Below are 13,018 nucleotides of genomic sequence, written 5' to 3' on the forward strand. Positions count from 1 at the left end.
GGTGGGTGTGGGATTTGAACCCACGGAGACATCGCTGCCTCGACGGTTTTCAAGAGAGTGCTGCAGGAAGCCTGTTGTACGTGCCTGACCTGGACGTTCCCCGTCCTCCGGGCCCATCGTCGCTGTCGGCGGGCCACACCTGGTCCAGTGGGCCGGCTCAGTCGCCGGAGAAGCCCCAGAAGTAGATCTCCTGGGGCTCCCCCTGGTCGTCGTGGAGCACGGCGCACCGCCCGTACCAACGCCAGTAGTCGAACTCTTCGAACCTCGGCACGTGCGCCCGGGTGAGCTTCCGCGTGCCCAGGACCCGCAGCGACTCCTCCTCGGTCACCTGCTTCATCGTGGAGTAATCCGGCTCCTCGTCCGGTCCGATGATCCGGAAGATGTCGAGAATCGAGTGAGTCCCGTCGTGCTGCACAAGCTCGTGCTCCCACAGCTCCTCCTCGGTGTCGGGCCACGGCAGCCGTTCTTCCTCCGGCCGCCAGGTCCCGCCCGGACCCCAGTAGTACTCCCGCTCCTCGAAGACCTTCCGCCGCAGTGCATCGAACGCCCCGACGAGATCCTCCTGATACGGCACCGAGTAGTCCCACCCTGACGCGCCCATATGCCGGCCCCTCCCCACACAGCTCTTCCGGAACGGCCGGACGCTAACAGCGGCCACTGACATCACCCCCCCTATTCGTCACCCTGACGTGAATCATGGCCGAACCCCGCCCTGACCATCCCCCTCTCTGCGATGCTGGAGGTCGATCGAGAGGGGCCGCAGCGATGCAGTGGAAGATCCACGGGGAACGTCCGATCTACGAGAACAGCTGGGTGAACCTGTGGCTCACCGACATCGAGACGCCGGACGGGAACCGTTGGGAACACCACGTCGTCAAGCTCCGGCACCTGGCCGTGGCCGCCGTGGTCAACGAGCGACGCGAGGTGCTGATGATGTGGCGGCACCGCTTCATCACGGACGCCTGGGCATGGGAGCTGCCCATGGGCCTGGTGGAGGAGGGCGAGAGCCCGGCTGAAGCGGCTGCCCGTGAGGTGCTGGAGGAGACCGGCTGGCGTCCCGGCCCGATCAAGTCGCTGATCTATGCCGAGCCGGCCAACGGCATCACCGACTCCCAGCACCACATCTTCCGGGCCGACGGGGCGACATACGAGGGTCCGCCGACCGAGAAGAACGAGTCGGACCGGATCGAGTGGATCCCGCTGGCCGACGTCCGGGGCATGATCGACCGCCGGGAGATCGTCAGCAGCGGCTCTCTGGTCGGGCTGCTCTACGTGCTCATGGACGAGGCGATCCGCTGACCTGACGGGGCAGCACTTCCCGGAGCCGGGACTCGAACGCCACCGCGGCCGGTTCGCGACGGAAGGGCTCCAGTTGTTCGTAGAACTCCTTGAGGTGGCCGGCGACTCGTTGTGAGCTGACGGCCGCCGCCGGGGCCAGGGCGTCCATGGCCGTGTGGCACGCCTCGTCGAGTTTGCCGCGCTGGAGCTGGGTGCGGGCGAGCCAGAAGGCGTGGAAGGCGCGGCCTCGGTGGTTGGTCTGGTGTTCTCGGCGGAGGGCATCCGCGATAAGGGGTTCGGCGAGGGCGGCTTCGCCCAGACGGCCATGCGCGATGCCGGTGTCCACGACCAGCTTCGGTTCGTCGAAGTAGGCGACCCAGGCCGGGTCCGGATCGCCGGTGCTGATCCTGCCGAACTGGGTGTGGGCTTCCGAGATCGCGGTGTGGGTCGCGCCGTGGTTGCCGAGGGTGGCGTGGGCGAAGGCTTCGCGCATCGCAAGCATGGCCAGTACGCGCGGAGTCGTCCCCGCAGCCGCTCTGGCCTGGTCCTGGGCGGCCGTGACGAGTGCGAGGGCGTCGCCGGGCTTGTCCTGGTAGGTGGCCTGGAGGCTCATGCAGGCGAGGACGTTGGCCATGAACTGGCGGTCGTCGATGGCCTTGGCCAGGCCAAGGGATTCGGTGAAGTAGGCGCGTGCCTGGTTGTACTGGCGAGCGTCGAAGTAGGTCCATCCCGTGAGCCGGGCCAGCTCGGCCGCGATGGTGTGCAGGCCGTCCCGTAAAGGAGCCGGACGCTGTTCCTTGAGGAGGTCGACGACGTAGCGAAGCTGGCCGACGACCGCCGGCCGTAAGGTCTCGCCGCCGTGCTCGTCGTCCCGGCGCCAGTAGTCCGCGATCGATGAGTGCAGCGCGTCCAGCGTCGACGTGCTGAGATCCCGCTCGGCCGCCAGGGCGAGGATGCTGTCGACGTCCGCCCCCGGTAGTCCGGCGACCAGCGGTTCGACGGCTGAGGTCGGCACCTCGGCCGGTTCGGGGGGCGTGACCGTCAGGCTGGGGGGCGTCTCCCAGGAACGACGGGCAAGGCCGAGCATGTGCCCGGGGATGCGCAGCCCGTCCGAGATCCGTTCGATCACGTCCATGTGCAGCAACTGCCGCCGTCCGGCGATCACCTCGCCCACACGGCTCGGGGTCAGGTCGCAGCGGCGCGCGACCATCGACGGATAGATGCCTGCTCGTGCCTTGACCAGCTGAAAGATGTGGCCGAAGTCCCTCGCCTGGCATGCCTCGATCATCACTGGGTCCGTGAGCAGGCTGGCCGGGAGTTCCTTCGAGCGAAATGGCTCGGGCATCGGGCACGCTCCGGCATGAGGACTACGGATCGCTGCACTTGGTCAACCGAGGGTGATGTTACCCAAGTTGGGTAATCCGCTTGGCCTTTCTGGTCGGGCCCGCGGATCGCGATGCTCCTGGCCATGGTGAACGGACAGGACAACGTACGGATGACATTGCGGGTCTCCCGTGACTCCGGCCAGACGTGGGGGCCTCGCACAGAGGTCCGCGTGGGCGAGGACCCGGTGGTCCCGGAGAACCCGGGCCGCTACCCGCCGTGCGTCTGCCCCCGGTGCTCGCAGCAGGCCCGGAACGCCGTCGCGTCCTTCCGGATGATGTCGTGATGCGGTGCGCGCACTGGCACCGGGTGCCCCTCGACCTGGCACGAGAAGCACGGGAGAAGTCGACCGCCCCGTACATCGACAGGGCAGTGCAGTGCCAACTGTCCGCACACGACGGAGATGAGCACTTCGGTCTCCTCACCGACACCGGCGCATACGGAACCGCGCTGTGGCTCCGCTGGCACGGGACAGACGAGACGGAACTCGTCGTGCTGCCGGACTGCCCGGTGACCGCCCCTGGTCCTGACGGTGAGGGCTGCTGTCTGTTCGCCGACCACGCCAAGCAGCACACCTGGGAAGACGCCCTGGAGGAGGTCTCGTGCACCAACTGATCACGAGCCCGCACAAGACCCGGCACCCTCGCTCGCCTCGCAACGAACAGTGCGGGGACTGCGGTGGCAGCGGCGCCAACTCGTCCGGCAAGACCTGCGGCACCTGCAACGGCCTGGGCGAGATCCACTGCCGCGTCGGCCTCCAGGAGCCCCGCGCCCTGTCCCGCTCCGTGATCCGGAAGGAGGGCCACCGATGGCCCACGCTCTGATCGCTTCCCCGTTCCTCGACGGACACCTTCTCCTCAAGCCGGGAGCACGGGCCGGCGCCCGCATCTCCGCCGACCACTTCGAGGGCCTGCGCCAGGCCGCCGCCGACGGTGAGTCGCTTCCCACCTGGGCGGTGCAGACCGCCTCCGACGTGTGGGGTCTGGACCTGGGTGGCCAGACCGCGCAGGGCACCGTGCTGATGCGCGAGCCGTCCCCGTACGGCTACTGCCGGGCCTCCTGGGAGATCAACCTCGGCTGCAACTTCGGCTGCAAGCACTGCTATCTCGGCGAGCGGCCGTTCTCCGGCCTCGGCTGGGAGGACAAGGTGCGACTGCTGGACATCATGCGTGAGGCCGGTGTCCTCTGGCTCCAGATCACCGGCGGCGAGCCCACCATGGATCCTCACTTCCAGGGCGCCTACCGGTACGCCTGGCTGGCCGGGATGATGCTCACCATCTCCACGAACGGCTCGCTGCTCTGGCGGCCGGACCTCCTCAAGCTCTTCCAGGACTGCCCGCCCTACCGCCTGGTGGTCAGCATGTACGGGGCGAGCGAGGAGTCCTTCGACACGCTCACCCAGCGCCGGGGGGCGTGGAAGGCGTTCCGGCGCGGCATGGACGCCGCCCGTGAGGCGGGGCTGCCGCTGCGGATCAACGTGGTGGTGACCGAGGACAACGCCTCCGAGGCCGACGAGATGGCCGCCCTCGCCGACGAGTGGAACGTCGAGAACCACGCGTACACGAACATGACGCCCACGATCTACGGCGGCGGTGAGCCGCTGCTCGCCCAGTCCGCCGCCCACCTGCGGCAGCGCAAGCCGTTCGCCGGCTGCAACGCGGGACACACCTTCTTCCACGCCGACCCGCACGCCAAGGTCTCGATCTGCAAGGTCGGCCGCGACGACCAGATCGACCTGATGGCCGAGGGCATCGACGGCCTCACCAGGCTCGGTGCCATCGCCGACCGCCTCATGCTTCGCACCGGAGGGTGCGAGGGCTGCGCCCTGTCCGGCACCTGCCGGGTCTGCCGCCCCCTGGCCAAGCACTACCAGGAGGCCAAGGCGCCGCTGCACAGCTACTGCCAGCACGGAGACAAGGAGAACGCCTCATGACCCCGCCCGTACAGGTGACCATCCTCCCCGGCCCACCGACCTCGGCCCGCCGCGCTGCCCCGCCCGTCGCAACCGCGTCGATCACCGCCGTCCAGGACCTCGACGTGATCGTGGAGAGCGCGGAGTGCTCCTGCGACGCCGGTGACGACAACCCCCACTGACCCACCTGATCCGGTCAACTCCGTTCAGGCCCCGGCGTCCTCGCGTCGGGGCCTGAGCCCTGCCCGTCCCGTCGCTAGGGTGCCGATCATGTTCTTCCGCTGGGACTGGCTTCGGCCCGTACTGACCGCGCCGATCGTGCCGACCCTTGGCCCCGTCCACCCCGACGCCCTGTCCGTCGGCCTTTTCGAGGACGTTCTGCGGGCGGCCGAAACCGGGGATTTCCTGCCCTACGACAAGGACCGGCGCTGGGGAGGCGAGAAGGACGAGAAAGTCCTCCGCGAAGACGTGGTGCACCAGCGCGAGCACACCCTCATCCCCACCCTGAGTCGGCGTGGACGCGGCAGCGCCAAGGTCTTCGCCTACGGGCTCCGCGACAGCGTCGTGGAGGAGGCCGCCGAACTGGCCGCGAAACTCGCGTCCGTGCACGACGTGGTCAGCGCCCGGGTCGTACGCCCCCTCGGCCCCGAGACCACACACCCGCGGGGTACCCGCATCCAGCTGAAGGACTTCGCCGTCGGCCCCTGCCCCGACCCGGGTGGCCCGGTCCGGCCCGTCACCGCCTGGCCGGCCGCCGTGCACAAGACCTTCGCCCCGTTCGCCGAGGCCATGGCGGGCGATGGCCTGGCCTTCCTCCACACCCAGTGGGAGGCTGGCCGGTGCGGCCCGATCCTCGCCGCCGCCATCGAGGACCGCATCGTGGGCGCGATCGGCCCCATGGAGGTGCTCCCCGATGCCATCGGACGCCCCCAACTCATGCCCCAGTACTTCGCTGTCCTGCCCGAGGCCCGAGGCCGGGGACTGGGGCGCGCCTTGTGGCGGACCGCGATGCACTGGGGTCAGGCCCATGACGCCGCCTACCAGCTCCTCCAGACCGAGGTCGACGGCCCCTCCGACCGACTGTGCCAGGCCGAAGGACTGACCTCCCTCGGCTTCACCCACACCACAGCGGCGTAACCACCGGCTCCAGGACGCCACGAGGTCACCACCTGTCCAGTGCCTTCGGATGCTCCACCGCATCACCGCGCCTCGTCACCACTCCGGCAGGTGGGGGTGGGGGGTGGGGACACGGATACCCATCCAGTCCCGGGCTGGATGCCGGGGACCTTCCTACCCACCCCCCATGGCCGCGAGTCCCCCACGATCTCCGTCCGGCCTATCGATCCGCACCGTACTTTGAGCCACTGACAACGTCGGCAGTCAGCGAGCGAAGGCCACGAGGCCCCTTGTGGAGCCGGCTCGTCTGACCAGACAGGCCAACCCGAGGGCCCAGGCTTCCCCCTGACCAGGCACGGGGCAGTCCTTGTCCGAGGCAAAGGGCATCGTTACTACGATCTGCGATTTTGCAGTCGGGTCTCGGCCTCGTAGCGGGGAGGCGGGGACCCCACAGACGGCCGACCCGCTGGGGGGCGCCACACCGTCTGTTCCCGTGCTGGGGTCCCCACCTGGTCAACGCCGTGACAAGGGCGAATCAAGGTGAGGCAGACACCATGCGAAAGGGGCGCCCCAGTCAGGGGCGCCCCTTGTGGCCGGCGCAGACGCTGACCTGCCGCGGTGGGTGTGGGATTTGAACCCACGGAGACATCGCTGCCTCGACGGTTTTCAAGACCGTTCCCTTAGGCCGCTCGGGCAACCCACCTGCGCTCCCGCCCGCTTGGGGCGGAGCGGCTACAGCGTACCGGGTGGGGAGAGGGGGAGGGGGCCGGGAGGCGGCGGGCGCTTCAAGATCGCCCGAATCGCCGGGCTAGAGTCCCTTCACAACATCTCCACGTTTTACGAGAAGAACAGAGGGTCGCACGGTGCAGGGCACGATCGACGGGTTCAGCTACGGCATGGTCACGCCCCTCGTGGGCTATGTGATGGCCTGCCTGGGCAGCGCGCTGGGGCTGCGCTGCACCGTGCGGTCGCTCGCGACCGGGCGGACCCGCAAGCCCGGGTGGCTGGCGCTCGGCGCCGCGTCGATCGGGTGCGGGATCTGGACGATGCACTTCATCGCGATGCTCGGCTTCCAGGTGAGCGAGACGGAGATCTCGTACGACGGCGGGCTGACCTTCCTCAGCCTGCTCGTCGCGGTGCTCGTCGTCGGCGCGGGCGTCTTCACCGTGGGCTACCGGGGCACCCGGCCGGTGCCGCTGCTCGCCGCCGGCCTCTTCACCGGGCTCGGCGTCGCCGGGATGCACTACCTGGGCATGGCCGCCATGCGGATGGACGGCTCCGTCACCTACGAGCCCGGCGTCGTCGCGCTCTCCGTCCTCATCGCCGTCGTCGCCGCGACCGCCGCCCTCTGGGCCGCCGTCTCCGTCCGCGGCTTCCTCGCCAGTCTCGGCGCGAGCGTCATCATGGGCGTCGCCGTGACCGGCATGCACTACACCGGCATGGCAGCCGTGGGCGTCCGGGTCGCCCACGACGCCCACGCCACGACGGGCGACGGCTCCTCGGCCATCGACGTGCTGCCGCTGCTCGTCGGCCCCCTCATCTTCCTGGTCCTGGCCGCCGCCGTGGTGATGCTCGACCCGATGCTGATCATGGGCGACGACGAGCCCGCCGCCGGACCCGTCCAGCGCATCGACATCGGCGACCTCCAGGCCGACCTGAACGCCGACAACAACTGGGGCGTCACCAGCGGGAGCCCGGGGCACCACCGGCTCTAGGCAGCCGCTTCCACCGAAGGAGACGGCGCCGGGGGTGTTCCCCGGCGCCGTTCCGCGTCCCGGCCCGCGCCTCCCCTGCCCGCGTATTCCGGCCCGCGCGTCCCCCGCCCGCGTATCCCCGCCCGCGCGTCCCCCGCGCGCGGGGGACGGTCAGCTGTCGCCGGTGCGCTCGCCGAGGACGACCGTCGTCGTCGCCGTCCTGCCGTCCCGCTCGTAGGTGATCTTCACCGAGTCGCCCGGCTTGTGGGTCCAGATCTCGCTGATGAGGGAGGGTCCGCTGTCGATCGGGTGGTCCCCGAAGGCCGTGATCACGTCGCCGGCCCGCAGGCCCGCCTTGGCCGCGGGACCGCTCGGGGTCACCGCCTCCGTGCCGCCCGCCCCCTGCTCGGCGATCCTCGCGCCCTCGCCCTTGTCGTTCATGTTCACGGTCGCGCCGATCACCGGGTAGACCGGCTTGCCGGTCTTGATCAGCTGCTCGGCCACCGTCTTCGCCTGGTTGACCGGGATCGCGAAGCCGAGGCCGATGGAGCCCGCCTGCGACTGGCCGTAGCCGCCGCCGGTGGACTGGATCGCCGAGTTGATGCCGATCACCGCGCCGGCCGCGTCGAGCAGCGGACCGCCCGAGTTGCCCGGGTTGATCGACGCGTCCGTCTGCAGGGCGCTCATGTACGAGTTGCTGCCGCCGCCGTCGCCCGAGGCCACCGGGCGGTTCTTGGCGCTGATGATGCCGGTCGTCACCGTGTTGGAGAGGCCGAAGGGCGCGCCGATGGCGATCGTCGAGTCGCCGACCGCCACCTTGTCCGAGTTGCCCAGCGGCAGCGGCTTCAGCCCCTTCGGGGCCTCCTTCAGCTTGATCACGGCCACGTCGTAGCCCTCGGCCCGGCCGACGACCTCCGCGTCGTACGTCCTGCCGTCCGAGAAGGTCGCGGAGAGGGTGCCGCCCTCCGCCGCCGACGCCACCACGTGGTTGTTGGTGACGATGTGGCCCTCCTGGTCGTAGACGAAGCCGGTGCCGGTGCCGCCCTCGCCCTGGGTGCCGCCCGACTTGGCCTGGATGGTGACCACGCTCGGCAGCGCCTTCGCGGCGACCGCCGCGACCGTGCCCGGCTCCCTCTTGAAGGAGGCGGGGGCCTCGCCCGAGGCGACCGTGGTCGACTCCGTGCCCCGGTCCTCGCGCTGGGCGGCCCAGTAGCCGATGCCGCCGCCGATGCCGCCGGCGACGAGCGCCGCCACCAGGACCGCCGCGACGAGGCCGCCGGTGCGCTTGCGCGGGGCCGCGGGGAGGGCCGGGACCGGCTCGCCCCAGGACGGCACGACCGGAGGGGCCGGAGGCCAGCCGCCGGCCCCGGCGGCCGCCGCGGCGGGCTCGGGGGCCTGCGCGGGCGCCTGCGCGGCGGTGACCGGATCGGGAGCGGGCGCGGCGGAGGGGGCCTGCGCCGGCGGCGCGGGCGGGGCCGGCGGCTGGACCGGCGGCTGGATCCGGGTCGGGGCCTCCGGCGCGGGCGCCCCGGCCTGCTGCGGCGCCGGCGCGGCGGGCGGCGTGGCGGGGACGGGCGGCGTGGCGGGGGCGGACGGGGCAGTCGGGTCCGCCGGAACCTCGGTGCCCTCGTTCTCGGTGCTCACAGCTCGCTCTCCTCGTTCACAGCGCGGGGACGGTGATACTCGCTCCAGGGTGCTGGAGACAGCTTTTCCCACCCGGCGTCAGGCCGCGGTAAGACGGAGCTGTGCGTCCGCACCCCACTCTTTATAACTGGGCAGAACGGACAGGTCCGATGTGCCCTGCCCGCCCCGCCAATGGCACCATGACGCGGTGACCCACGCACGGCAGCAACCGCACCCCGGTCCCGTCCAGGTCGTCGCCCACCGAGGGGCCTCGGAGGACGCGCCGGAACACACCCTGGCCGCCTATGTGAAGGCCATCGAGGACGGCGCCGACGCCCTGGAGTGCGACGTACGGCTCACGGCCGACGGCCACCTGGTCTGCGTCCACGACCGTCGCGTCGACCGTACCTCCAACGGCCGCGGAGCCGTCTCCACCCTCGAACTCGCCGACCTCTCCACGCTGGACTTCGGCGCCTGGAAGCGGTTCAAGGAGCGCGAGGACTCCGGCGAGCCGGGGGAGAGCCCGGACTGGGGCGACCCCGAGTACACCTCGGTCCTCACCCTGGAACGGCTCCTGGAGCTCGTCTCCGACGCGGGGCGGCGGGTCGAGCTCGCCATCGAGACCAAGCACCCCACCCGCTGGGCGGGCCAGGTCGAGGACCGGCTCCTCGCGCTCCTGAAGCGTTTCGGCCTGCACGCACCCGTGGCGGCCGAGGAGTCCCCGGTCCGGGTCATGAGCTTCTCGGCCCGCTCGCTGCAACGGATCTCCGCCGCCTCGCCGACGCTCCCGACCGTCTCCCTCACCCAGTTCGTCACCCCCCGGCTGCGCGACGGGCGGCTGCCCGCGGGCGCGCGCGTGGCGGGGCCCTCCATCCGGATCGTCCGTCACCACCCGGCCGTCATCCTCCGCCTCCAGAAGGCGGGCCACCAGGTCCACGTCTGGACGGTGGACGATCCGGAGGACGTCGAGCTCTGCCTGCGGCTCGGGGTCGACGCGATCATCACCAACCGCCCCAAGCGGGTCCTGGAGCACCTCGGCCGCTCCTGAGTCACGGCCCCGGACGCCCCGCCGGGGGCGGCCGCGGGGAGCACGCCGGCGCGTTCGGCGCGTACGCGATCGTCACTTGTGCTCCACCCCACCCGGAACAGGCGGTTTCCGGTCGCGGTCACCGGGGCATCCACACGGTGGCGTGGGGCGAAGGAGGTCTCGGGGGTGGCGTTGGTGGTGGCACAGAAGGTGCCCACGTCGTCGAGCATGGCCGTACCCCATGGCCCTGCGGGCGTGGGGGAAGCGCGACACCGGATGCGGGACGAGCTGTACCGCGGCGGGGTGTCGGAATCGGTCGTCGACGACGCGATCCTGATCTTGTCCGAACTGCTCAGCAACGCCTACCGGCACGGCAGGCCGCTGGGCCGGGGCGACCGTGGCGAGGGCGACGTGCTGGCGGCCTGGCGGCTCGATCCGTCGGGCGGCCTGATGGTCGAGGTGACGGACGGAGGCGGTCCCACGAGACCCGTCCCGTCCACGCCCTCGGTCACGGCGCGCGGCGGACGCGGGCTCCACATCATCGGCGCCCTGGCCCAGGACTGGGGCGTGCGCGACAGCGCGACGGGCGAGGTCACCGTCTGGGTGCGCGTGACGGAGGGCCACCGCCGCGAGGACTTCGCGGCCCGGGTCGGCACCGGCTCCGGCTTCGACCTCCTCGACGCGTACGACGACCTGGACTGACGCCCCGGGGGACGACCGACGGCCGGCCCGCTCCCGGCCGGTACGTCGGCCACCGGTACGCCGCTCCGTCCGCACGGCTCCGTACGCCGGACCGTCCGCACGGCTTCGTACATCGCATCGGACCGTCCGTACACCCCGTACGCCGGACCGTCCGTACGGCTCCGGGCGCGGCGTCCGGGCCGTGGGAGCCGTGGCCGGCGGGCACCGCGCCGACGGGGGGTCGTGGCACGGCTGAGCTTCCGGGGGCGTCCGGACGGCTAGGCTCGCGCCCGACACAGCACCGCGATCGGGAGAAAGCCACACCATGGCCAAGAAGCGCCCCCAGACGAAGGCCGCCAAGAGCGGCCAGGCACAGGTCACGAACGGGGAGATCCCGGTCGTCGGCGCGCGCGAGCCGTGCCCGTGCGGTTCGGGCCGCCGCTACAAGGCGTGCCACGGCCGGGCCGCCGCGCACGCCGCGACCGAGCACGTCCAGCGCCCCTTCGAGGGCCTGTCCGGCGAGTGCGACCTGGTCGCGCTGCGCGAGCTGGTGCCCGCCGCCACCGTGCCGCTCACCCTCAAGGGCGGTCTGCCCGAGGGCGTGCCGTCGGTGACCCTCGCGACGGTCCTGCCGATGGCCTGGCCGGCGCTCCGCCGCGACGACGGCTCGGTCCTGCTCGCCCTGCAGAACGACGGGACCTCCGGCGACCTCTCCCGCGACCTCGCCGACACGCTCCAGCGCGCGCTGGAGACCGAGCCGGGCAACCCGGTGCCGCCGCGCCGCGTCGACCCCGAGGGCCCGCGCCTGCAGGACCTGCTCGACGCGGACGCCGCGTTCGTGCCCGAGGTCCACACCGGCTTCGAGTTCTGGATCCCGCAGTCGGCGGACGGCGCCGACCCCGAGGTCGCCGCCTCCCTGGAGCGGGCCAACGCCGCCGCCATCCCGACGGTGAAGCTGGACTCGGTCGACGCCGCCTACTGGTGCGAGACCCCGGAGAAGAACCACCTGCGCTGGGTCATGCCGCACCCGGAGGAGAAGCTCCTCGACGCGCTCGCCCGCCTCCACGTCGCCGGCACCACCTCGCTCGGCCCGGACACCCGTCTCGTCGGCTCCTTCCGCGCCCACGGCCTGATGGTGCCGGTGTGGGACCTGCCGTCGGCGATGACCGCCGAGGAGTGCGAGAAGCCCGCCGCCGAGTTCGCCGGTCGGCTGGCGGAGGCGCTCGGCGTCGACGCCCCGCTCACCGCCGAGGAGCGCCGGGCGCGCGGCGGCCTCACGAACCGTCAGGTCACTCTCAGCTGATACCCCAGGTGGTATCGGTGACTGACAGACCGACCAGTCGGTGACTTCCGCCACAGCGGAACCTACGGAGCGGTAAATCCCTGTCCGAATAACCGAGATCGAATTTGCGAACAGCAGATCTCTTGTTACCGTTCTGGGAGCCCGGTCGCTGGTGCATCCCCCGTCGCCAGCGACCGGGCGTTTCCATGCCCGCCCCGCCGTCGCGCCGGGGCCGCTTCTCAACTCGCTTCGTCGTCGGCCGTGTTGCTGCCCGAGCGGAGCAACAGCGGCGCGTCGCCGCCTTCGTCGCTCTCCGCGAATTCCGCCACGGCCGTATACGCGGACGCCGCTCCCGCCCCCGGTTCCTCCGGGGTCTCACAGGTGCCCGGCTCGTCGCGCGCGGGCACCGCGCAGCGCACCTGGACCGTCCGGCCGCCGGGCGCCATGAGGGTCAGAATCGCGTCGATCTTCCGGCCGGTGGCGTTGCGGTAGTAGGTGCGCGCCCAGACGTCCGGTCCCTCGGAGAGGACACAGGTCTGCGCCTCGACGCCCTCGGGCGCGGCGACTTCGGGACCGCAGCGGCTGATCCGCTCGGGCGCCCCCGCGGGGGCGGCGGCCTCCCCGCGTACCGGAGCCGCCGGGGAGGGCGGGGTGCCCCCGGATACACCGGCCTCCCGGCCGAGCCCCAGGCCACCGAGCAGCTCGCCCACCGACCCGCCCCCGCCGCCGTCCGGACCACCGCCTTCCGCACCTCCGACGCCCGGGTCGGTGGACCCCGGGTCGGCGGACCCCGGGTCGGCGGACCCCGGGTCGGCGGGCTTCGCATCGGCGGGCTTCGCATCGGCCGGTGCCGGGAGCGCCGCCCTCGGCGGGGTGCCGGCGCCGCCGCCCGCCTTGGCCGCCAGGGGCACCAGGACGGCGATCGCGACGGCGGTGCCGAGGCCGGCCATGCGGAGGTGCGCCGGGCTCAGCCGACTCATGCGACCCACCTGCTCTGTTCGGGAGACGATCGAGGACGGTGG

14 protein-coding genes and 1 tRNA gene are annotated in these 13,018 nt (G+C 71.7%); 10 read left to right on the top strand and 5 right to left on the bottom strand.

The features are described 5' to 3' along the window. Window positions 1–157 precede the first annotated feature (157 nt). Window positions 158–601: a hypothetical protein gene (locus ACFW6A_RS03485; protein WP_386638448.1), complete on the bottom strand. Its 444-nt coding sequence runs from the start codon at window positions 599–601 to the stop codon at window positions 158–160. A gap of 164 nt (window positions 602–765) precedes the next feature. Between ACFW6A_RS03485 and ACFW6A_RS03490 the strand changes: the two genes are divergently transcribed. Further along, on the top strand, window positions 766–1,299 hold the full coding sequence (locus tag ACFW6A_RS03490) for an NUDIX hydrolase (protein WP_351842721.1): 534 nt from the start codon (window positions 766–768) through the stop codon (window positions 1,297–1,299). On the opposite strand, the gene ACFW6A_RS03495 is transcribed toward ACFW6A_RS03490, so the two are convergent. After that, window positions 1,277–2,623 carry a hypothetical protein gene (locus tag ACFW6A_RS03495; protein WP_351842723.1) on the bottom strand — a complete coding sequence of 449 codons (1,347 nt, stop codon included), beginning with the start codon at window positions 2,621–2,623 and terminating at the stop codon, window positions 1,277–1,279. The genes ACFW6A_RS03490 and ACFW6A_RS03495 overlap by 23 nt on opposite strands. Window positions 2,624–2,946: 323 nt before the next feature. Here ACFW6A_RS03495 and ACFW6A_RS03500 point away from each other — a divergent pair, with 323 nt between their 5' ends. The 5 genes from ACFW6A_RS03500 (at window position 2,947) to ACFW6A_RS03520 (ending at window position 5,710) form a co-directional block, all read left to right on the top strand. Continuing rightward, entirely contained in the window at window positions 2,947–3,276 is a 330-nt protein-coding gene (locus ACFW6A_RS03500) for a hypothetical protein (RefSeq protein ID WP_351842725.1), read from the top strand. After that, entirely contained in the window at window positions 3,264–3,485 is a 222-nt protein-coding gene (locus ACFW6A_RS03505; RefSeq protein WP_351842727.1) for a hypothetical protein, read from the top strand. Before ACFW6A_RS03500 ends, ACFW6A_RS03505 begins: the two co-directional genes overlap by 13 nt. Further along, window positions 3,470–4,594 (top strand): radical SAM protein, encoded by a 1,125-nt coding sequence (locus ACFW6A_RS03510; RefSeq protein WP_351842729.1) that lies wholly within the window; start codon window positions 3,470–3,472, stop codon window positions 4,592–4,594. Before ACFW6A_RS03505 ends, ACFW6A_RS03510 begins: the two co-directional genes overlap by 16 nt. Beyond that, entirely contained in the window at window positions 4,591–4,755 is a 165-nt protein-coding gene (locus ACFW6A_RS03515; RefSeq protein ID WP_351842731.1) for a hypothetical protein, read from the top strand. Before ACFW6A_RS03510 ends, ACFW6A_RS03515 begins: the two co-directional genes overlap by 4 nt. A gap of 88 nt (window positions 4,756–4,843) precedes the next feature. Further along, window positions 4,844–5,710, top strand: coding sequence for a GNAT family N-acetyltransferase (locus ACFW6A_RS03520; RefSeq protein WP_351842733.1), 867 nt, complete (start codon window positions 4,844–4,846; stop codon window positions 5,708–5,710). A gap of 595 nt (window positions 5,711–6,305) precedes the next feature. Here the strand turns inward: ACFW6A_RS03520 and ACFW6A_RS03525 are convergent. Further along, a tRNA-Ser gene (locus tag ACFW6A_RS03525) sits at window positions 6,306–6,392 on the bottom strand. Window positions 6,393–6,552: 160 nt separating this feature from the next. Here ACFW6A_RS03525 and ACFW6A_RS03530 point away from each other — a divergent pair. Continuing rightward, the gene (locus tag ACFW6A_RS03530; RefSeq protein WP_351842735.1) at window positions 6,553–7,404 is read left to right on the top strand and encodes an MHYT domain-containing protein; all 852 of its coding nucleotides are present in this window, start codon (window positions 6,553–6,555) and stop codon (window positions 7,402–7,404) included. A 150-nt stretch (window positions 7,405–7,554) separates the two neighbouring features. Here the strand turns inward: ACFW6A_RS03530 and ACFW6A_RS03535 are convergent, their stop codons facing one another. After that, window positions 7,555–9,027: a trypsin-like peptidase domain-containing protein gene (locus ACFW6A_RS03535; RefSeq protein ID WP_351842737.1), complete on the bottom strand. Its 1,473-nt coding sequence runs from the start codon at window positions 9,025–9,027 to the stop codon at window positions 7,555–7,557. Between the two features lie 187 nt (window positions 9,028–9,214). On the opposite strand from ACFW6A_RS03535, the gene ACFW6A_RS03540 reads away from it, so the two are divergent. The 3 genes from ACFW6A_RS03540 (at window position 9,215) to ACFW6A_RS03550 (ending at window position 12,017) form a co-directional block, all read left to right on the top strand. After that, complete coding sequence (locus ACFW6A_RS03540) at window positions 9,215–10,054, top strand: glycerophosphodiester phosphodiesterase (protein ID WP_351842739.1); 840 nt, start codon at window positions 9,215–9,217, stop codon at window positions 10,052–10,054. A 78-nt stretch (window positions 10,055–10,132) separates the two neighbouring features. Continuing rightward, window positions 10,133–10,735, top strand: coding sequence for an ATP-binding protein (locus tag ACFW6A_RS03545; protein ID WP_386486294.1), 603 nt, complete (start codon window positions 10,133–10,135; stop codon window positions 10,733–10,735). A 304-nt stretch (window positions 10,736–11,039) separates the two neighbouring features. Continuing rightward, window positions 11,040–12,017, top strand: a complete 978-nt coding sequence (locus ACFW6A_RS03550) for a DUF5926 family protein (RefSeq protein WP_386486291.1) — start codon at window positions 11,040–11,042, stop codon at window positions 12,015–12,017. Window positions 12,018–12,235: 218 nt separating this feature from the next. On the opposite strand, the gene ACFW6A_RS03555 is transcribed toward ACFW6A_RS03550, so the two are convergent. Further along, window positions 12,236–12,976: a hypothetical protein gene (locus tag ACFW6A_RS03555; RefSeq protein ID WP_386638455.1), complete on the bottom strand. Its 741-nt coding sequence runs from the start codon at window positions 12,974–12,976 to the stop codon at window positions 12,236–12,238. Window positions 12,977–13,018 lie beyond the last annotated feature (42 nt).

Origin of the sequence: Streptomyces sp. NPDC058758 (assembly GCF_042746075.1) — a bacterium.
Lineage (GTDB): Bacteria > Actinomycetota > Actinomycetes > Streptomycetales > Streptomycetaceae > Streptomyces.